Annotated in this window: 18 protein-coding genes; 11 read left to right on the forward strand and 7 right to left on the reverse strand. The window is 69.6% G+C overall.

The window, feature by feature from the left end; all coding sequences use genetic code 11:
- Positions 1-353: 353 nt before the first annotated feature.
- Positions 354-1640 (reverse strand): CotH kinase family protein, encoded by a 1287-nt coding sequence (locus tag QM568_RS09025; RefSeq protein WP_415137987.1) that lies wholly within the window; start codon positions 1638-1640, stop codon positions 354-356.
- A 109-nt stretch (positions 1641-1749) separates the two neighbouring features.
- Here QM568_RS09025 and QM568_RS09030 point away from each other — a divergent pair, with 109 nt between their 5' ends.
- The 5 genes from QM568_RS09030 to QM568_RS09050 all read left to right on the forward strand — a co-directional run bounded on the left by QM568_RS09030 (position 1750) and on the right by QM568_RS09050 (position 5736).
- Positions 1750-2415: an SIMPL domain-containing protein gene (locus QM568_RS09030; protein WP_415137989.1), complete on the forward strand. Its 666-nt coding sequence runs from the start codon at positions 1750-1752 to the stop codon at positions 2413-2415.
- Between the two features lie 120 nt (positions 2416-2535).
- Positions 2536-4062 carry a radical SAM protein gene (locus tag QM568_RS09035; RefSeq protein WP_415137991.1) on the forward strand — a complete coding sequence of 509 codons (1527 nt, stop codon included), beginning with the start codon at positions 2536-2538 and terminating at the stop codon, positions 4060-4062.
- Positions 4059-4367 carry a hypothetical protein gene (locus QM568_RS09040; protein WP_415137993.1) on the forward strand — a complete coding sequence of 103 codons (309 nt, stop codon included), beginning with the start codon at positions 4059-4061 and terminating at the stop codon, positions 4365-4367. The genes QM568_RS09035 and QM568_RS09040 overlap by 4 nt, the downstream gene beginning before the upstream one ends.
- On the forward strand, positions 4346-5161 hold the full coding sequence (locus QM568_RS09045; RefSeq protein ID WP_415137995.1) for a prolipoprotein diacylglyceryl transferase: 816 nt from the start codon (positions 4346-4348) through the stop codon (positions 5159-5161). Before QM568_RS09040 ends, QM568_RS09045 begins: the two co-directional genes overlap by 22 nt.
- Complete coding sequence (locus QM568_RS09050) at positions 5158-5736, forward strand: hypothetical protein (RefSeq protein ID WP_415137997.1); 579 nt, start codon at positions 5158-5160, stop codon at positions 5734-5736. Before QM568_RS09045 ends, QM568_RS09050 begins: the two co-directional genes overlap by 4 nt.
- A gap of 5 nt (positions 5737-5741) precedes the next feature.
- Here QM568_RS09050 and hflX read toward each other — a convergent pair whose 3' ends face one another.
- On the reverse strand, positions 5742-7259 hold the full coding sequence (hflX, locus tag QM568_RS09055) for a GTPase HflX (protein WP_415137999.1): 1518 nt from the start codon (positions 7257-7259) through the stop codon (positions 5742-5744).
- Positions 7260-7325: 66 nt separating this feature from the next.
- Here hflX and QM568_RS09060 point away from each other — a divergent pair, with 66 nt between their 5' ends.
- Positions 7326-7967, forward strand: a complete 642-nt coding sequence (locus QM568_RS09060) for a class I SAM-dependent methyltransferase (RefSeq protein WP_415138001.1) — start codon at positions 7326-7328, stop codon at positions 7965-7967.
- A gap of 24 nt (positions 7968-7991) precedes the next feature.
- Here the strand turns inward: QM568_RS09060 and dapF are convergent, their stop codons facing one another.
- From dapF to miaB, 4 genes are all read right to left on the reverse strand, one after another.
- On the reverse strand, positions 7992-8864 hold the full coding sequence (gene dapF / locus QM568_RS09065) for a diaminopimelate epimerase (RefSeq protein WP_415138003.1): 873 nt from the start codon (positions 8862-8864) through the stop codon (positions 7992-7994).
- Positions 8865-8873: 9 nt separating this feature from the next.
- Entirely contained in the window at positions 8874-9404 is a 531-nt protein-coding gene (locus tag QM568_RS09070; protein ID WP_415138005.1) for a dihydrofolate reductase family protein, read from the reverse strand.
- Positions 9401-10306: a tRNA (adenosine(37)-N6)-dimethylallyltransferase MiaA gene (gene miaA, locus QM568_RS09075; RefSeq protein ID WP_415138007.1), complete on the reverse strand. Its 906-nt coding sequence runs from the start codon at positions 10304-10306 to the stop codon at positions 9401-9403. Before miaA ends, QM568_RS09070 begins: the two co-directional genes overlap by 4 nt.
- A 130-nt stretch (positions 10307-10436) precedes the next feature.
- Entirely contained in the window at positions 10437-11993 is a 1557-nt protein-coding gene (miaB, locus tag QM568_RS09080) for a tRNA (N6-isopentenyl adenosine(37)-C2)-methylthiotransferase MiaB (RefSeq protein WP_415138009.1), read from the reverse strand.
- Positions 11994-12196: 203 nt separating this feature from the next.
- On the opposite strand from miaB, the gene QM568_RS09085 reads away from it, so the two are divergent.
- The 5 genes from QM568_RS09085 to QM568_RS09105 are packed head-to-tail and all read left to right on the forward strand — an operon-like array spanning position 12197 to position 18423.
- Complete coding sequence (locus QM568_RS09085) at positions 12197-13441, forward strand: efflux RND transporter periplasmic adaptor subunit (protein ID WP_415138011.1); 1245 nt, start codon at positions 12197-12199, stop codon at positions 13439-13441.
- Positions 13438-14142, forward strand: a complete 705-nt coding sequence (locus tag QM568_RS09090) for an ABC transporter ATP-binding protein (RefSeq protein ID WP_415138013.1) — start codon at positions 13438-13440, stop codon at positions 14140-14142. The genes QM568_RS09085 and QM568_RS09090 overlap by 4 nt, the downstream gene beginning before the upstream one ends.
- A complete protein-coding gene (locus tag QM568_RS09095) occupies positions 14139-15371 on the forward strand; it encodes an ABC transporter permease (protein WP_415138015.1) in 1233 nt (410 codons plus the stop codon). The genes QM568_RS09090 and QM568_RS09095 overlap by 4 nt, the downstream gene beginning before the upstream one ends.
- 26 nt (positions 15372-15397) lie before the next feature.
- Entirely contained in the window at positions 15398-16318 is a 921-nt protein-coding gene (locus tag QM568_RS09100; RefSeq protein ID WP_415138017.1) for a hypothetical protein, read from the forward strand.
- Complete coding sequence (locus QM568_RS09105; protein ID WP_415138019.1) at positions 16315-18423, forward strand: HlyD family efflux transporter periplasmic adaptor subunit; 2109 nt, start codon at positions 16315-16317, stop codon at positions 18421-18423. The genes QM568_RS09100 and QM568_RS09105 overlap by 4 nt, the downstream gene beginning before the upstream one ends.
- Positions 18424-18506: 83 nt before the next feature.
- Here QM568_RS09105 and QM568_RS09110 read toward each other — a convergent pair whose 3' ends face one another.
- Positions 18507-18983, reverse strand: coding sequence for a regulatory protein RecX (locus QM568_RS09110; RefSeq protein ID WP_415138021.1), 477 nt, complete (start codon positions 18981-18983; stop codon positions 18507-18509).
- Between the last annotated feature and the right edge of the window lie 289 nt (positions 18984-19272).

Here is a 19272-nt window from a genome sequence, read left to right on the forward strand (position 1 = left end):
GACCACGGGCGGCGATCCGACACGTGAGCACGTGTTCGCGATCACCTCCCTGACCGCCGCTGACACCACGTCGGCGACGCTCGCAGCGCTCATCCGCGGGCACTAGGGCATCGAGAACCGGCTGCACCGGGTCCGAGACGTCACCCACGACGAAGACCGCTCCCAGATCCGCACCGGCCCAGAACCCCGAGCGATAGCCACGATCCGGAACCTCGCCATCACCATCCACCGCCTCAACGGCGCGACCAGCATCACCAAAGCCACCCCCCACGCCATGCACAACCCCAAACACGCCCGCCACCTCACCAGACTTCGAGAAAGCCATGCCATTCCCCGATGCTCCGTGGCCGTGCTCAGGATCCCGACGCGGTCAGCTCCGCGGCGATCGCCTCGGACTCCTGGGTGATGACCTCGGCCGAGACGATGTCGGATGCCCCGTCGATGAGCACCTGCGTCCATTCTGACAATGCCTCCGCCGCGACGCCGGAGTCATACAGCTCCGTGACCAGCCGCTCCCGCGCGGATGCGTACAGCGCCTCGAAGTCGGCGTTCGCCAGGAACCGATCGGCCAAGATGTTGCCGCCCCGACCACCCTTTGGCTGGTCTGCGCCGCCGCCGTCGGGCATCCCCCGACCTCCTCCGCCGCCGCCTCCACCTCCACCTCCTCCGCCTCCTCCGCCGGGAGGGGCGCCGTAGGCCAGGTTGAGATCCCAGTTCACGACGGTCATCAGCCCCGTGTCAGGGTCGTAGTACAGGTACGAGTTGTTCCCCGGCCCGTCGATGTCGTCGCTGTTGCCGACGAGGTCCTGGAATGCCAGATAGGTGGCGAACGCGTCGACATCCAGGTGAGCGGCCAGCTCGGCGGCGAACTCCTCGTCGCTGGACTCGTTCAGCCACTGCAGGAAGCCGATCAGCGGGGTGAGATCCTCCGCACCGCCTTCCTGGTCGAACACATCCAGGTACGACGCCGCGTCATCGCCCCGGTAGCTGTAGTCGCCCCCGGCCTCGGCTTTGTAGAGCAGCCCGTCACCGAGCACGGACTCCATCCAGGCATCGTTCGGGTTCTCGATCACCAGCCGCAGATCCTCCTCCGATCCCTCCGCGCTGAAGCACACCGCGATCGCCTGTTCCGAGGCCAACCCGGCCTCTTCCAGCAGTTCCAGCGCGAGCGCCTCGTTCAGCGCGGTCTCCGAGCTGTTCCCCCGCACCACCAGTTCCGTGGTGCCCTCATGATTCTGGCCCTCCACATACTTGTCCAGGCGGATCAGCCACGGCAGCTCCTCCGGGCGCTGGCTGGACAGCTCGGCATCCGCCTGGGCCGACAGGGAGCGCAGCGAGGAGTTCCCCTTCAGCTTGAGCCCGACGTTCTCATAGCGGACGCCGTCGATGGTCACCTCGGCGGAGATCCACTCCTTCTCCTCCGTCTCCAGATACGCCTGGATCATCGCGTCGTAGTCCGCGCTCTCGTAGTCGATCGAGATCGAATGCACCTCCGTCGAGTCCCACAGCGCCGACGTCGCCGCGGCGTCCCCGGAATCGCCGGCAGAAGACGTGGAAGACGGAGAACACGCGGTGAGAGCTCCAGCGGCGAGGACGGCGACGGCGGAGAGGGAGACGATGCGGATGCTGCTGTGGACCATGTCCCCATGGGAACAGCCCGCGCTATGCAGGCCTTATGCCCCGTGAAAGGAGGAGATGGGAGCATGCCCACTCCCCCTGAGGTCAGAGGCACCGCGTAGAGTCGCGGGCATGAGCGAAGTCACCATCACCGTCCGCGGCGAGCACGAGGTGCGCATCGCACCGGAGCGCGCCACCGTCCATCTCAGCGTCCGCGCCGACGGGCCTGATCGCGCCGATGCCGTCGAGCGCGCGCTGCGCGCGGCCGAGTCCGTGCGCGAGAGCATCATCGCCCGGCACGACGCCGGCGAAGTGATCGAGTGGGACAGCCGCCATTTCACCGTGCACGCGGAGCGCCCGTGGAACGCCGACGGCCGCCAGCTCCCTCCGGTCTACCACGTCGCCGTCGACTTCACCGCGACGTTCGGCGAAGCATCCGTCCTCTCCACGTGGGCGACCGCGATCTCCGATCGGGATGGCGTCGAGATCGGCTGGGTCGACTGGCACCTCACACCCGCGACCCGGTCGCGCATCGAGCGCGAGGTGGCCGCCGCAGCCGTCGGCGTCGCCGTCGCCCGCGCCGAGGCCTACGCCGCGGCCCTCGGCCTGCACGACGTCGCCGCGCGCGAGATCGCCGACACCGGTCTCATCTCGCGCGCTTCGAAGGAGGACGTTGCGCCGATGATGTCGGCACGCGGCGCCGCGTTCGCGGCCGACGCCGGGGCTGCCGAGATGATCTACGAGACGCAGGAGCTCGTGCTCTCGGCCACCGTCGAGGGCCGATTCGTCGCACGCTGATCTCGCTCCCCCACGCCGCGCGGCACCCTGCTAGCGTCAGACCATGTCACCGATGACAAGCAGCGGGATGCCGTTGCGCGACTACCGGATCCACCGCTACGTCAACGCGTTCTGCCCGCAGTGCCACGCGAGGACCCCGACCGGCCGCTCGCCGAGGTCGAGCGGCTCTCCGGCTGGCTCGCCGACCGCGAGGGGACGATCTGGCTCGAGCGCGGCTGCCGCACCCACGGCCTGCAGCGCACGCTGTACGACGAGTCCGCCGAGATCCTCCGTTATCTGGAGCAGTGGACGGCGCCCACCAAGGTGCACACGCCCGACGTCGCGTCGAACTTCGTCCCCGTGCCCGAGGCGTATCTGGACGGACTCCCCGAGATGCAGACGCAGCACACCTGCATCCTCCTCGCCGACATCACCGACCACTGCAATCTGCGCTGCCCGACCTGCTTCGCCGAGTCCAGCCCGGCGGCGAGCGCGGTCGCCCCGCTGGCCGAGGTCCTCGCCTCGGTCGACGCGAAACTCGCGCGCGAGAACAACCGCATCGACGTGCTCATGCTCTCGGGCGGGGAGCCGACCCTGTACCCCTGGCTCGAACAGCTCCTCGAACATCTCGTCGCCCGCCCGATCGTGCGCATCCTCATCAACTCCAACGGTCTGCGCATCGCGAACGACGACGAGTTCGTCGCCACGCTGAAGAAGCATCGCGAGCGCGTCGAGGTCTACCTGCAGTACGACGGCGAAGAACCAGAGACCTCGCGCCTGCACCGGGACGCCGACATCCGCCACTTCAAGGAACGGGCTCTCGCCCGTCTCTCGGATGCTGGGATCTTCACGACCCTGACGATGACCGCAGCCCTGGGGGTGAACGACCACGAGATCGGCACCGTCATCCGCCGTGCGATGGTGAACCCCTACGTCGGCGGGGTGACGATCCAGCCCGTGTTCGGCTCTGGCCGCTCCAACGGCATCGACGCCGCCGACCGTCTCACGCACACGGGCGTCCTGGCACGGCTCGGCCCGCAGACCGACGGCGAGGTGACCTGGCACGACCTCACCGCCCTCCCCTGCAGCCACCCGCACTGCTGCTCCGTCGGCTATCTGCTCCGCGACGACTCCGGCGACTGGCGCTCGCTCACGGCGCTCGTCGGCCACGAGCAGCTGAAGCAGTTCCTCGACCTCAACCCCAACCTCATCGCGAACCGCATCGCCGACAGCGGCATCAACCAGGCGCTCAAGGACAGCGTGAAGCAATCGCTCCTCGACCTGCTCAGCGAGCAGTCCTCGCTCTCGCACCCCTCGACCGGCTCGCTCTGGAAGGACATCTGCACCGGCTGCGACCTCGGCATCGGCACGCTGACCTCGCTGGCGACGGCGGCCCTGCCCGGACAGCACAAGCGCATGCGCCGCTTCCTCGGCGAACGCGTCAAGCGCATCACGATCAAGCCGTTCATGGACATCAACACGATGATCGAGGAGCGCCTCACCCAGTGCTGCGTGCACGTCGCGACCGTGAACGGCGAGACCGATGCGCACCAGTGCGCGCCGTTCTGCGCGGTGCAGGCGTGGAAGCCGCTCGCCGACCAGAAACTGTCCACAGCGACCGGGCGCACAGCGCTCACGCTGATCCCGACGGAGCCCGCGCTGCCATGACCCAGTGGCCGCTGAATCTCAGGGATCCGAGCGTCCCCGACCCGTCGGGCGCCCGCGACCCGCTGCGACTGTGCGTCAATGCGACGGTCGCGCTGATCACGTGCGTGCTCGGGCCGGTCGCGCTGCTCGGCTTCGCGGGCACGGCGATCTTCGCGTACGCGCAGGCGCGTCGCGCAGGCCTCATGACCTCGCGCTGCAGACTCGGCGACACGCGCCTGGTGCTCGCGTACCTCATCGTGCTCGCCGTGCTCGCGGCGGCCGCGATCCCCCTGTGGATCGCGCTGTGGACCCGGATGCTGGCCTGATCGTGTTCCCCACGCTGCACGACCTCCTCGGCGTCGGCCCGCCGATCGAAACGCACGGGTTCTTCGTCGGGCACGGGCTCCTCGCCGGCGGCATCGTGTTCTGGGTCGAGGCACGTCGGCGCGGCGCCAAGGATCCACGCATCCCCTCCCTCGTGTTGGGCGCCCTCCTCGGCGCCGGGGTGCTCTCGCGGCTGGGCACCTGGGCCCAGCATCTCGACCCGTCGAAGAACCTCAGCCTCGGCGAGCAGCTGCTCTCGGGCAACGCCTCGATCCTCTCGGCCCTCGTCGGCGCCTGGCTGGGTGTGCACATCACGAAGCGCCTCGTCGGGTACCGCGAGCGCACCGGCGATCTGTTCGCGCCCGCCGTCGCCCTCGCGATGGCGATCGGTCGCATCGGATGCCTGCTCACCGAGAATCCGGGTACCCCGACGGGCGGCGCGTGGGGCATCGTGCTCACCCCTGAGCAGGCGGCGCGCGTCGGCGCCCCCGCCGGCGTCGGCCTGCATCCGAGCTTCGTGTACGAGATCGTCTTCCACGCGGTGGCGTTCGCCCTGCTGTGGTTCTGGCTGCGCCATCGCGGCATCCGCCCCGGCGAGACCCTCACCCTGTACATCGCCGGGTACGCGCTGTTCCGCTTCTTCGTCGAGTTCGTCCGGGGCAACGACGTCGCCGGGCTCGGACTCACCCGCCCCCCAGCTCTTCCTACTCGCCGCCCTGCCGCTGCTGATCGCGCGCCTGGTACGGCTGTGGCGGAAGGGCGCCTTCGTCCCCGCAGAACGGAGCAGCACGCATGAGCACCACCCCGCCTGACGGCACGCCGGAAGAACCGGAGGAGGTCGTCCCCCCGGAACCGGTGATCCCGCCGGCGCCGCCGTACGCGCAGCCCCTGCCGTCTCCGCAGCCCTCTCCCCAGCAACCGCCGTCTCCGCAGCAGCCGCCGTCTCCGCAGACCTCCGCGTCGCAGCAGCAACCGTACGGGCAGCAGCCGGCAATGCCGCAGCAGCCGTACACCCAACAGCCGTACACCCAACAGCCGTACGCCCAACAGCCGCTCTTCCCGCAGCATCCGGCCGGCGTCTACCAGCCTGCGCCGCGCAAGGGGCTCGGCGAAGGCGCGAAGATCGGTGTCGGAACGGGCATCGGATGCCTGTCGTACATCCTCGCTCTGTTCCTCTTCTTCGCGGCGATGTCGACGTTGGTCTCCGCGACCCCGGCGGTGTACTTCGGCATCTTCCTGCTGCCGGTGGCGGTCGGCGTCGCGCTGCTCTTCTCCCCGCGCAGCCGGGGCTTCGGCATCGGCATCCTCATCATCGCGGCCGCCGCCTGGCTCGTGGTTCTCGGCCCCTGCAGCGCCTTCGTGCTGAGCTGACGCCGCTAGGCGGTCGGCGCGGCGAACCCGGCGAGATCCGCGGCGAGACGCTCGGACACCCGCGCATGCACGGCCGTGCCCTCCTCGCGGTGCTCGACCGACAGCAGCATCCCCGTCGCATGGATCGCCGCGACGAGATCGCCGCGATCGTACGGGATCAGCGCGCGCACCTCGACGGCGGGCTTCGGCAGCTCCTCCTCGATGGCGGCACGCAGCTCGGCGATGCCTTCGCCGGAGCGCGAGGAGACGAAGTGCGCCTTCGGCTCGAGCCCCCGCAGCACGAGACGCTCGTCGTCGTCGATGAGGTCGGCCTTGTTGAAGACGACGATCTCCGGCATGTCGCGCACGCCCACATCGCCCATCACGTCGCGGACGGTCTGCAGCTGACCGGCGGGATCAGGGTGCGAGCCGTCGACGACGTGCAACACGACATCGGCGTCGCCGACCTCTTCGAGGGTCGAGCGGAACGCCTCGACGAGCTGATGCGGCAGGTTGCGGACGAACCCGACGGTGTCGGTGAGCGTGTACACGCGCCCGTCGCTCGTCTCCGAACGGCGCACGGTGGCATCGAGCGTCGCGAACAGCGCGTTCTCGACGAGGACACCGGCGCTCGTGAGCGCGTTGAGCAGGCTCGACTTGCCGGCGTTGGTGTAGCCGGCGATGGCGACCGAGGGGATCGTGTTGCGCTTGCGCTCGGCGCGCTTGGCCTCGCGAGCCGGGGCGAAGTCGCGGATCTGCTTGCGCAGCAGCGCCATCTTCGTGCGGATGCGGCGGCGATCGAGCTCGATCTTCGTCTCACCCGGTCCGCGCGAGCCCATGCCGGCGCCGCCCGCGCCGACCTGGCCACCGGCCTGCCGGCTCATCGACTCACCCCAGCCGCGCAGTCGCGGCAGGAGGTACTCGAGCTGGGCGAGCTCGACCTGCGCCTTGCCCTCACGGCTCTTGGCGTGCTGGCTGAAGATGTCGAGGATCACGGTGGTGCGGTCGATGACCTTCACCTTGACGACGTCCTCCAGCGCACGGCGCTGGCTCGGCGCGAGCTCGGTGTCGGCGATGACGGTGTCGGCGCCGGTCGCGGCGACGATGTCCTTGAGCTCCTGCGCCTTGCCGCGTCCGATGTAGGTGGCGGCATCCGGATGCGGGCGCCGCTGCAGCACACCGTCGAGCACGACGGCGCCGGCGGTCTCGGCGAGGGCGGCGAGCTCGCGCAGCGAGTTCTCCGCCTCCTCCTGCGCCCCCTGCGGGTAGACGCCGACGAGCACGACGTTCTCGAGCCGGAGCTGCCGGTACTCGACCTCGGTGACGTCTTCGAGCTCGGTGGAGAGCCCGACCACGCGGCGCAGCGCATGCCGGTCCTCGAGGTCCCACTGGTCGCCGTCGCTCGATCCGTGCCCGGCGGTCGCTGCGTCCTGCAGCGCCTGCGCGGCGCCGAACACGCGCACCTCGGTGCGCCTGTCCGCGTTCGCGAGCACGCGATCCACCGCGGTCGCCTCCTCCGACGAGGGTGTCGTGGTCTCCGTCATCCGATCCTTGTCTCTGTTCTGCTCGGAGCCTTAACCTTAGCCCGCACTCTCGGGTACGCTCACGGTATGGGGTCCGACCATTACTTCACTGCGGCCCCGGCAAGCCCCGAGAACCTGCGCACGATTCGCGTGTCGCTCGCAGGCCGTGAGCTCGATGTCACCACCGCTGGCGGCGTCTTCAGCCCGGATCGTCTGGATGCCGGTACCGCTGTGCTTCTCGCCAACATGCCTCCCGTCCCTCCGGGAGGAGACCTTCTCGACCTCGGGAGCGGCTGGGGGCCGATCTCGCTGTCGATGGCTCTCGCGGCGCCCCACGCCACCGTCTGGGCCGTCGATGTCAACGAACGGGCCCTCGATCTGGTGCGACGCAATGCCGAGGCGCTCGGCCTCACCAACATCAACGCCTCGCTGCCCGCAGATGTTCCAGACGACGTGACCTTCCGCACGATCCGCTCGAATCCGCCCATCCGGGTCGGCAAGAACGAACTGCACGGGCTGCTGGAGCGCTGGATCCCGCGTCTCGACGAGCGCAGCGACGCCTGGCTCGTCGTGCAGCGCAATCTCGGCGCCGACTCGCTGCAGCGCTGGATCGCCGGGACCTTCCATCCCGGCTACAGCGTGTTCCGCACCGCCACCGGCAAGGGGTACCGCGTGCTGAAGGTCCGTCGTCACGGGACGCCCGCGACCGAGCCGATCGCGATCGGCTGAGCACGCGTCGCTGAACTCGTCGACTCAGACGAGATCGATCTCGCCGTGGAAGACGAGGGTCGCCGGTCCCGACAGCGCGACGTGCTCACCGTCCTCGGCGGGGAACATCCGCACTCCGAGGGTGCCGCCGGGCACCTCGACGCGCCAGTTGCTCGGCGCCCTCTCCCCCGCCCAGTGACGGACGGCGAGGGCGGTGGCGGCGACACCGGTGCCGCAGCTGAGCGTCTCGCCGACGCCGCGCTCCGACACGCGCATCTTCACGTGACCGATGCCGTCGCGCACCAAGGGCTCGCCCGGTACGACGAACTCGACGTTCGCCCCGGCGTGCGGCACTGGATCGAGCAGCGGTGCGCGGTGCAGGTCGAGGGAGGCGAGCTCCGCCTCGGAGGCGAGAGCCACGACCACGTGCGGGTTGCCGACATCGATGCCGAGACCCGGCCGGGTGACGGGCAGGCCGTCGGCCGTGACCAGCGGATCGGCCCCGGACAGCTCCCACCGGCCGAGGTCGACCTGGTAGCCGCTCTCGCTGCGGGTGACGTCTCGAACACCCGCGCGGGTGCCGATGGGCAGGGTCGATCCGGGTTCGATGGCGGCGAGTCCTGAGCGGACGAGATAGTGCGCGAACACCCGGATGCCGTTGCCGCACATCTCCGCGATCGAGCCGTCGGCGTTGCGGTAGTCCATGAACCATTCGGCCTCGGGCTCCACGGCCAGCGCCGCGGCGCCGTCGGCAATCGCCCGGGAGCGCACGACGCGGAGGATGCCGTCGCCGCCGATGCCAACGTGGCGATCGCACAGCACGGCGACCTGGTCGGCGGTCAGATCGAGCGCCCCATCGGGGTCGGCGATGATGACGAAGTCGTTGCCCGTGCCGTGCCCCTTGGTGAATGCGACCATGCGTCCAGTCTATTCAGGCCTGAGGACCCGGTAGCGTCCGCACAGGAAAGCGTGGTTGCGGGCGACGTCGACGAGTTCCAGATCCAGCTCCCGCGGCAGCACCGGGGCGCCGGCGCCGAGCGTCACGGGCGCGTACTGCAACCAGACCTCGTCGAGCAGCCCGGCATCCGCGAACTGACCGGCCAGATCGCCTCCCCCGACGATCCAGAGATCCTTGCCGCCGGCGGCCTCGATCATCTGCGCGTGCACGTCGCGCACATCTGCCTGCGTCAGGCGCACGTCGCCGGTGGCAGGCAGCGCCAGTGCGCGATGGGTGAACACCCAGGTCGGCTGCGTGTAGCCCCACGCGCCGTTCTCCTGGCGCATGACCCATTCGAAGGTCGATGCGCCCATGGCGAGGGCGCCGACGGACTCGATGAACGCCGGGTAGGCCATCGGGCCGTCGAGGTCGATGTCCTGCTTCAGCAGCCAGTCCAGCGAGTGCTCGGTCGTCGCGATGAAGCCGTCGAGGCTCGTGGCGGTGTAATAGTGGGTCGTCATGCCCCGATGATCGCACCGGCATCCGACATCGGCTCCACCCGTTCCAGACCGGGGTAGCGCTTGAACCACGACACCTGCCGACGCGCGTAGCGGCGGGTCAGCGCCTGGGTCTCGGCGATCGCCTCGGCCTCCGTGAGACGCCCGTCGAGCTGGCCGAGCGCCTGCGCGTAGCCGATCGCCCGGCTCGCGGTGACGCCCTGCTCCAGCCCGTGCTTGCGCAGAGCCGCGACCTCGTCGAGGAGACCCGCCTGCCACATCCGCTCGACGCGCCGGTCGAGGCGCTCGACGAGCTCTGCGCGATCCACGTGCAGGCCGAGCAGGCGGGTCGACGGATGCCAGAGCGCAGGCGCCTCGGGAAGGGCGGCGCCGTGCGTGTCGCTCCCCTGTTCGATGACCTCGAGGGCGCGGACGATCCGGCGCCCGTTGTGCGGATCGATACGCGCGGCGGCGGCCGGATCGGCACGACGCAGCCGCTCGAGCAGAGCAGCGGCTCCGTCCGACTCGAGTTCGCGCTCCAGCCGGGCTCTCACCTCGGGATCGCGCGGGGGGAAGCGGAAGTCGAACACGACGCTGGAGACGTAGAGTCCCGATCCGCCGACGAGGATCGCGTCGCCGCCGCGCGCATGGATGCTCTCGATCGCCGCGCGCGCCAGCGGCTGATACCACGCGACCGCGGCGTCCTCGGTGGCCTCCAGCACGTCGAACAGATGGTGCGGGATACCACGTCGTTCGGAGACCGAGAGCTTCGCCGTGCCGATGTCCATGCCGCGATACAGCTGCATCGCGTCGGCGTTGACGATCTCCGCCGGGTCCCCGCGCGCGCGCAGCTCTTCGGCGAGGGCGAGGGCGAGCTCGCTCTTGCCCGTCCCTGTGGCCCCGACGACCGCCCAGAGCCGGGTCATGACGTGCCCGCCTGCGTGCTCACCCTGCACTCCTCCGCTGACACCCCGTGTTGGTGACGAGACCCCCTCCTGTCGACGTCTGCAGCCCGGGGTCTCGACGAGAACCCGGGGTCTCGGCGGAGCCGCGCGGTCACACGCCCACGCGCAGGGTCGGCAGGCCGAGCGAGACGGGCCGCGGGGCGCCCGGCTCACCGGCGGATGCTGGTGCCGGCACACCGCACGACTCGGCCTGCGAACGATCCCAGGCGTCGCCGCCGCGGGTGCGGCGGATGCGCAGCGGCTGCCCGGTCGGATCGTCGGCGAGCAGATGGAAGGGCGCGGCGTGCGTGATCGTCACGGTGACGGCGTCGCCCGGACGCGGGAGCACCGATCCGGGGGTCACCTCGAAGTGCACGAGGCGGTTGTCCTTCGCCCGTCCGGTCAGGCGGTGCGTCGCAGCATCCTTCTTGCCCTCGCCCACCGACACCAGCAGCTCGACCTCGCGGCCGACCTGCTTCTGGTTCTCCTCCAGCGAGATGCGCTCCTGCAGGGCGATGAGCCGGTCGTAGCGCTCCTGCACGACGTGCTTGGGGATCTGGTTCTCCATCGCGGCCGCGGGCGTGCCCTCACGGATGGAGTACTGGAAGGTGAAGGCGCCGGAGAATCGGGACTGCTCGACGACGCGCAACGTGTCCTCGAAGTCCGCGTCGGTCTCGCCGGGGAAGCCCACGATGATGTCGGTGGTGATCGCGGCATCCGGGATCCGCTCCCGCACCCGGTCGATGATCCCGAGGAATCGCTCGCTGCGGTAGGAGCGGCGCATGGCCTTGAGGATGCTGTCGCTGCCGGACTGCAGCGGCATGTGCAACTGCGGCATGACGCTCGGCGTCTCGGCCATCGCGTCGATCACGTCGTCGGTGAAGGCGGCGGGGTGCGGGCTCGTGAAGCGGATGCGCTCGAGCCCCTCGATCTCGCCGGCCGCGCGCAGCAGCTTGCCGAACGCCCGCCGGTCGCTGAACTCCACGCCGTAGGAGTTCACGTTCTGGCCGAGAAGGGTGACCTCGATCGCGCCGTCCTCGACGAGCAGGCGGATCTCGTTGAGGATGTCGCCAGGACGGCGATCCTTCTCCTTGCCGCGCAGATGCGGCACGATGCAGAAGGTGCAGGTGTTGTTGCAGCCCACAGAGATCGACACCCAGCCGCTGTGGGCGGAGTCGCGCTTGGTGGGAAGGGTCGAAGGGAACACCTCGAGGGACTCGAGGATCTCGAGCTCGGCCTCGCCGTTGTGACGGGCGCGTTCCAGCAGCCCGGGGAGGGACCCCATGTTGTGCGTGCCGAACACGACGTCGACCCACGGGGCCTTGTCGAGCACCGCCTGCTTGTCCATCTGCGCGAGGCACCCGCCGACCGCGATCTGCATGCCCTCCTTGCGGCGCTTCACCGAGGCGAGCTGGCCGAGGGTGCCGTAGAGCTTGCCGGCCGCGTTGTCGCGGACAGCGCAGGTGTTGATGATCACGACGTCGGCCTCGGTGCCCTCAGCGGCGCGCACGTAGCCTGCGCTCTCCAAGGAGCCGGAGAGGCGCTCCGAGTCGTGCACGTTCATCTGGCACCCGAAGGTACGCACTTCGTACGAGCGCTGGCGCCCGTCGCTTCCGACCGCCGCCGACGAGGCGGAGATGATCGTCGGCTCACTACGAGGGATAGTCATGATCCCTCGATTCTACTTTCGCACCGTCGACGGCGCGTCCGGCATTCGGCGCGTCCAGCATTCCTCGCGTCCGGCATTCATAAGGAAATCATCAGCTTCGCTTAAGGCACCCATCATCGCGCTCTCTAGCGTCGGGGTATCGACTTTCGCCCGGCCGGGGCGAGCTGTGTTTCCCTCCCACCCGAATGGAGACGACGCCCGACATGAGCGCTCGCACCTTCCTCGCCCGCTTCCGGCGGCGCACCAAGATCATCACCGCGGCGGCCGTCATCATCGTCGCCGCCGTGGCGGTCTGGGTGTTCGCCTTCCTGCTCCCCTCGCAGAACGCTGCGGCCCAGACCATCACCCAGACCGCCGCGGCGAGCCTGCAGACGTTCGAGAAGACCGTGTCCATCACAGGCACCGCCACGCCTGCGGTGCAGGAGGACGTCAGCTTCGAGGTCAGCGGCACCGTGACGGCGATCAACGTGGCAGCGGGAACGACGGTCACCGCAGGCACCGTGCTCGCCACGATCGACACCCTCGAGCTCCAGGCGGACCTGCTCGACGCGCAGGCCACGCTCGCTGAGGCGCAGGCCACGCTCGCGGATGCTCAGGAAGAAGGCGAATCCGACACCCGGGTCGCCGCAGCATCCGCTGCCGTGGACGTCGCGCAGGTGAACGTCGACGCCGCCACGGCAGCGATGGACGATGCGAACCTCGTCGCTCCGGCCGACGGGCTCATCACCAGCGTCGGTATCGCGGTCGGCGACAAGGTCGGCAGCTCGTCGTCGTCCTCGAGCAGCTCCACTCCCGGAGGATCCTCCTCGACCGGCGATTCCTCGTCGAGCACGACGAGCTCGGCCGCCTTCACGCTCGTGAGCACGAACTCGTGGTCGATGTCGGTCTCGGTCGGCGAGACCGACATCGCGAACGTGGCCACCGGCCAGCAGGTCGAGCTCACCACCGACGACGGCGCCGAGTACTTCGGCGTCGTGTCCGAGGTGGGACTGCTCCCGAGCACGTCCAGCGGCTCCGCGCAGTATCCGGTCACCGTGTCGATCACCGGAGACGGCGAGGGCCTGTTCGACGGCGTCTCCCTGACCGGATCGATCGTCTACGAGCGCCGCACCGACGTGCTCGCCGTCTCCTCGGCTGCGGTCACGACGATCGACGGCGTCAGCACCGTCACCGTGATCGCCGAGGACGGCACGCAGTCCGAGGTCACCGTGGAGGTGGGCGAGACCAGTGGAGAGTACACCGAGATCCTCTCCGGAATCGCCGAGGGCGACGAGGTTCTGGTCGCGAGCTTCACCCCCGGCGAGGGCAACTCCGGCACGACGGGCGACACCGGCCAGATGCCGGGCGGCGGCCAGATGCCCGGCGGCGGCGAGATGCCCGGCGGCGGCCAGATGCCGGGCGGCGGCACGGGTCAGATGCCAGGCGGCGGCAACGGAGGAGGCCAGTGATCGGCACCGAGCCCGCCAGGGCCGTCATCGAGCTCCTGGACGCCCGCAAGACCTACCGCACCGGAGACATCGAGTTCGAAGCGCTGCGCGGCATCGACCTGCGGGTGGATGAGGGCGAGTACCTCGCGATCATGGGCCCGTCGGGCTCCGGCAAGTCCACGCTCATGAACATCCTCGGCTGCCTCGACGTGCTCACGAGCGGCGCGTACCGCCTGGACGGAGACGACGTCGCCGAGCTGAGCGAGACGGCTCTCGCTCAGGTGCGCAATCGCCGCATCGGCTTCGTGTTCCAGCAGTTCCATCTGCTGCCCTCGCTGACATCGCTGCGCAACGTCGAGCTCCCGCTCGTGTACGCCGGCGTCGGCAAGGAGGAGCGGCGTGACCGTGCGATCGCGGCGCTCACCCGCGTCGGCCTCGGCGACCGACTGTCGAACCGTCCGAGCGAGCTCTCCGGAGGGCAGCAGCAGCGCGTGGCCGTCGCCCGGGCCCTCGTCGGGGATCCGACGATGATCCTCGCCGACGAACCGACCGGAAACCTCGATTCGAAGTCGACGGACGACGTGCTCGGCCTGTTCGACGAGCTGAACGACGCCGGACGCACCATCGTGCTCATCACGCACGAGCTCGAGGTCGCCGAACGGGCGGGGCGGATCGCCTTCGTCCGCGACGGCCTGATCGCCGAGAAGGAGGTCGCCGCATGAACTGGTCGGAGACCCTCGCCACGGCGTGGCACGCCATCCGATCGCACATGCTGCGCTCGCTGCTCACGGTCCTCGGCATCCTCGTCGGCGTCGCCGCCGTGGTCGTCACCGTAGGGCTGGGGCTCGGGACGCAGAAGGACGTCAGCAAGCAGATCAGCTCCCTCGGCAGCAACCTCCTCATTGTCTCCCCCGGATCCAGCACCGACTCCAGCGGCATCCGCGGCGGCTTCGGCAGCTCGACGACCCTGACCGCGACGGATGCCGAGGCTCTCGACTCCGAGATCGCCGCCCCGGACGTGCAGAGCGTCGCCCCGGAGAAGACCTCCTCGCTCTCGCTCGTCGCGAACGACACGAACTGGACCACCACGGTCACGGCCACCACCACGTCATGGCCCGAGGTGCGCTCCCGCGAGCTCGCCGTGGGCGAGTTCTTCACCGCAGAGGAGTACTCATCGAACGCGAGCGTCGTCGTGCTCGGCTCGGAGACCGCCGACGAGCTGTTCGGGACCACGAACGTCGTCGGGCAGAGCGTCGCGATCGACGGCAGCACCTTCGAGATCATCGGCGTGCTCGCCTCGGCCGGCTCCAGCTCGTCGACCAATCTCGACGACGCCGCGATCATCCCGCTGACCACCGCGGCGAGCACCGTGATGGGCGGGACGACGGCATCCGCCGTCAGCACCATCTATGTGAAGTCCGTCTCGGACGAGGTGCTCTCCGCCGCCTATCAGGAGGTCGAATCGATCCTCCTGAATCTGCACGGGATCACGGATGCCGACAGCGCCGACTTCACGCTGGAGAGCCAGGACGCCCTCGTGGACACCGCGACCTCGATCTATCAGACGCTCACGGTGCTCCTCGCCGGGGTCGCCGCCCTCTCGCTGCTCGTCGGCGGCATCGGAGTGATGAACATCATGCTCGTGTCGGTCACGGAGCGCACCAGGGAGATCGGGCTGCGCAAGGCCCTCGGCGCCCCTCCCGGTGCCATCCGCAACCAATTCCTGCTGGAGGCGGCCGTGCTCGGCTTCGGCGGAGGGATCGTCGGTGTGATCCTCGGCATCGTCGTGGCCTGGGTGCTCCCCGGACTCATCGGCAGCTCGGTGGTCGTCTCGATCCCCATCGTGTTCCTGGCGCTCGGCGTCGCGATCGCCATCAGCCTCACCTTCGGCGTGTACCCGGCGACCCGGGCCGCCCGGCTCGTCCCCATCGACGCTCTTCGCAGCGAATGACCTCACATCTCAGAAAGAACATCGACATGACCGTCTTGAAGACATCCCGACTCCGCAACACCCTCATCGCCTCCGGCATCCTCCTCGCAGGCGGCGCCGCGCTCGCCGGCTGCGCGTCGGCCACAGCCGACCCCGCGCCCTCGGCGACCGCGCAGCCCGACGATGGCGCTCAGCAGCCGCAGATGCCCTCGGGCGTGAGCGGCCTCATCGCCTACGCCGAGGACGGCCTGCTCCAGGTCCAGGGCACCGATGAGCAGACAGCGGTGCGCTACACCGACGAAACGTCCATCACCAAGACCGTGGCCGTGGAGGCCTCGTCGATCGCTGTGGGCTCATGCGTCATGATCGTGACCGACGAGGACGGCACCACCGCGACCTCGGTCACGGTGACCGACGCCGCCGACGACGGCACCTGCGCCCTGGGTATGGGCGGCGGCTTCCCCGGAGGCGATGGCGGGATGCCGTCTGGAGGAGACGGTCAGATGCCGTCCGGTGGAGACGGTCAGATGCCGTCCGGTGACGGTGCGCGCCCGTCCGGTGCGCCCACGGACATGCCCAGCGGTGCGCCCGACGCCTCCGGCGACGCCCAGGGCGGCCCCGGCGGCATGGGCGGCATGGGTGGCTCCGGCAACATCGTCTCGGGTGCTGTCACCGCTGTCGGCGATGGCACGCTGACGGTGAAATACACCGGATTCGGTGACGACGCCGAGACCACGAGCACCGATATCACCCTGACCGCCGATACGACCATCACCGGCACGGTCGCCGCCACCGCGGCCGACATCGCCACCGGACTGTGCGTCACCGCAGCGGGCGAGGCCGACGATGCCGGCGGCTACGACGCCACCTCCCTCGCCCTGAGCGACGCCGATGAGAACGGCGAGTGCTCCTCGGGCTTCGGCGGCGGCCGTGGCCCCGGTGCCGATGGGCAGGGTGAGGGCCAGTGAGCGGGGACGAACTCATCGATGCGCCCGATGCTCCCGATGCGCCCGATGAGGCGGTAGCCGCCCCACGGCGCCGGAGGAGACTGGGCCGGCTCCTCGCCTCCCGCCGGAACCGGCTCATTGCCGGCGTCGCGGTGACCGCCGCGGTCCTCGCCTCGGGGACGGGCGCCGTCTATGCGGCCACGCAGAACGGCTCGAGCAACTACCGCACGGCCGTGGCCGATGTCGCCGACATCTCGGAGACGCTGTCGCTGAGCGGGCAACTGGCATCGAGCAGTTCCACCGACGTGGCGTTCCAGGTGGGCGGAACCGTCGCCGAGGTCCTCGTGGCGCTCGGCGACACCGTCACGGCAGGGCAGCAGCTCGCAGCTCTCGACACGACGGATCTCGAAGAGGCGGTCACCAAGGCCGAAGACGCCGTCGCGGATGCCGAGCAGACCCTCGAAGACGACCTGGAGACGCAGGCGAGCGGGAGCTCGTCGTCATCGTCCTCGTCGTCGTCATCGTCGTCGTCCTCTGCCACGGCGTCTTCGGACTCGTCCTCCGGCTCGTCGGATTCGTCGGGCTCGTCGGGCTCGTCAGGGCGAAGCGGGTCGTCGACGAGTGATGCCGAGACGCAGAAGGCGATGAAGGAGATCGCCGACGCTCAGCAGGCGCTGCTCGCCCAGTACGAGGCGGCGACCGCGGCGGGTGAGGCGTCGACGTCGGCTCTCGCCCAGGCACAGGAGATCTGCGCGCCTTTCCTCTCCGCCTCGCTGACCGCGGATGCCGCCTCCGAGGAGGACGGCGATGCGTCAGACGCGGAGCCGAGCGCAGCCTCTGAGACCGACACCACCCAGACCACCGACGACACCACCCAGACCACCGACGACACCGCCCAAACCACCGACGACACCACCGACGACACGGACGACTCCACACAAACCACCGACGAGACCGACACCACACAAACCACCGACGAGACCGACACCACAGACGACTCCACACAAACCACCGACGAGACCGACACCACAGACAACACGGACGACACCGCCACGGTCGACGATCTGCAGAGCGCCCTCGAAGACGCGCAGTCGGATCTCGCTTCCTGCCAGGAGGCGATCACCGCGTCCCAGGAGGCGCAGAGCACCACGAGCGCGGCCGGCACGGCCTTGACGGATGCCGCGACGGCTCTGAACGAGAAGGTCGCCGCCCTGCAGACGCTCATCGGCTCGGCATCCTCGACCGACGACGCCGACACCACCGAGCCGAGCACGTCGACCTCGTCGACCGGATCGCCGACCACGAGTTCCTCCGGGTCCTCGGACTCGTCATCGTCGTCCGGGACGCCGTCGGGCTCCGCCGCAGGAGAGTCGACCACGATCACCGCCGAGCGGATCCTCGCCGACCAGGCGGCCATCGACCTCGCCGAGGCCGAGCTGGCGATCGCTCAGCAGAACCTCACGTTCGCGTCGATCACGAGCCCGATCAGCGGCACCGTCGTCTCGGTGGCTCTCGCCGCCGGTGACTCCGTGTCGGCCGGGTCGACCTCGTCCATCATCACCGTGCAGGGCGAACGCGGATACGTCGTCCAGGCGAACGTGACTCTCAGCAGGATCTCGAAGGTGCAGACGGGGCAGAGCGCCGAGGTCGTGCTCCCGGCGTTCGGAGCCACCTACTCGGGCACGGTCTCCTCCATCGGCGTGCTGAACGTGTCGGAGACCTCGACGCCCTCGTACACCGTAACCGTGTCGGTCGACGCAGGCGACGACACGCCGCGCATCGGCGCCACCGCCGATGTCGACATCGAGCTCTCCGATGCGACAGACGTGCTCACGGTTCCGACCTCGGCCGTCACCCGCACCGGCACCACGGCCACGGTGATCCGTCTAGTCGAGGGGAAGCCGGTGGCGACCACGGTGACGCTCGGTGCCATCGGCGCGGAGCGCACCGAGATCGCTGACGGGCTCTCCGAGGGAGACGTCGTCGTGCTCGCGGACCTGAACCAGGCCATCACCTCCGATGACGACTCATCCGACAGCAGTCTCACCGGCCTGAGCGGATCGTCTCCGTTCCCCGGGGGCTCGGGGTTCAGCGGCGGCGACTTCCCGTCTCCACCAGGAGGCTGATCCCGACACAGGCATGAGCCGACACGGAGACGAGAGCGGGTTCGGCCGGCTGCGCACGATGCGCGGCCGGTCGAACCCGTCGTTCATTCGAACCTGACCCCTGTGGGGCGGCCGCTGTGCTGCTCTCCCATCACCGTACGGACGACGGCCGAGACGACCCCGCCCGAGTACCCGCGGCGGGCGAGCTGCCCGGAGAGCCGCCGTTTCGCGGTCTCCTGGTCGAGTCTGGCGAGGGAGGGCATCTTCGTCCTCGCGTATGCGAGAGCCCGCTCCAGGTCGTCGTCGGGAAGGCCGTCGAGAGCGGCATCGATGACGTCGCGCGGGATGCCGCGCTGGGCAAGGGCTCGTGCGAGCGCCACCCGACCCTGCCCCTTGCGCTCGACACCGGAGGTCACGAGGTGCCCGGCGAGGATGGCGTCGTCGAGGTAGCCGCGACGGCAGAAGTCGTCGATCGCCTCATCGACCTCTGCGGCATCGAGCCGGGATTCGCCCTGCTGATGCCCTCGAAGCACCATCGTGGCTTCGGAGACCGACAGCGAGCGCGCGCGGAGCTTGCGCACGAGCAGATCTTCCGCGGACTGCCGGAGCCCATCGCGGTCGACGGCTCCGCTGCCGGAGTCCGTCGGCTCATGCGGACGCAGCGCGCGCAGCCGGGGCGGCGTCGGCGTCTCGGTGTCGCGTGCCTGATGAGAGCCGTGGGCGGGATGGCGGCTGCTCGGCCCCTTCTCGACGGTTTCGTCGTCGGGAAGATCGGATGCGGACTCCCATGTCGATCGCCAGAGCCCGGAATCGCCCGTGCGGCGGGGGGGGGGGGGGGACCCCCCCCGGCCCCCCCCCCCGGCACCCCCC

This window comes from Microbacterium sp., from assembly GCF_047607465.1.
In the GTDB taxonomy this organism is placed as follows: domain Bacteria; phylum Actinomycetota; class Actinomycetes; order Actinomycetales; family Microbacteriaceae; genus Microbacterium.

Coding starts and splice junctions, on each gene's coding strand:
- QM568_RS09025 (WP_415137987.1), bottom strand. CDS start 1,640: ATGGTCCACAGCAGCATCCGCATCGTCTCCCTCTCCGCCGTCGCCGTC.
- QM568_RS09030 (WP_415137989.1), top strand. CDS start 1,750: ATGAGCGAAGTCACCATCACCGTCCGCGGCGAGCACGAGGTGCGCATC.
- QM568_RS09040 (WP_415137993.1), top strand. CDS start 4,059: ATGACCCAGTGGCCGCTGAATCTCAGGGATCCGAGCGTCCCCGACCCG.
- QM568_RS09050 (WP_415137997.1), top strand. CDS start 5,158: ATGAGCACCACCCCGCCTGACGGCACGCCGGAAGAACCGGAGGAGGTC.
- hflX (WP_415137999.1), bottom strand. CDS start 7,259: ATGACGGAGACCACGACACCCTCGTCGGAGGAGGCGACCGCGGTGGAT.
- QM568_RS09060 (WP_415138001.1), top strand. CDS start 7,326: ATGGGGTCCGACCATTACTTCACTGCGGCCCCGGCAAGCCCCGAGAAC.
- dapF (WP_415138003.1), bottom strand. CDS start 8,864: ATGGTCGCATTCACCAAGGGGCACGGCACGGGCAACGACTTCGTCATC.
- QM568_RS09070 (WP_415138005.1), bottom strand. CDS start 9,404: ATGACGACCCACTATTACACCGCCACGAGCCTCGACGGCTTCATCGCG.
- miaA (WP_415138007.1), bottom strand. CDS start 10,306: ATGACCCGGCTCTGGGCGGTCGTCGGGGCCACAGGGACGGGCAAGAGC.
- miaB (WP_415138009.1), bottom strand. CDS start 11,993: ATGACTATCCCTCGTAGTGAGCCGACGATCATCTCCGCCTCGTCGGCG.
- QM568_RS09085 (WP_415138011.1), top strand. CDS start 12,197: ATGAGCGCTCGCACCTTCCTCGCCCGCTTCCGGCGGCGCACCAAGATC.
- QM568_RS09095 (WP_415138015.1), top strand. CDS start 14,139: ATGAACTGGTCGGAGACCCTCGCCACGGCGTGGCACGCCATCCGATCG.
- QM568_RS09100 (WP_415138017.1), top strand. CDS start 15,398: ATGACCGTCTTGAAGACATCCCGACTCCGCAACACCCTCATCGCCTCC.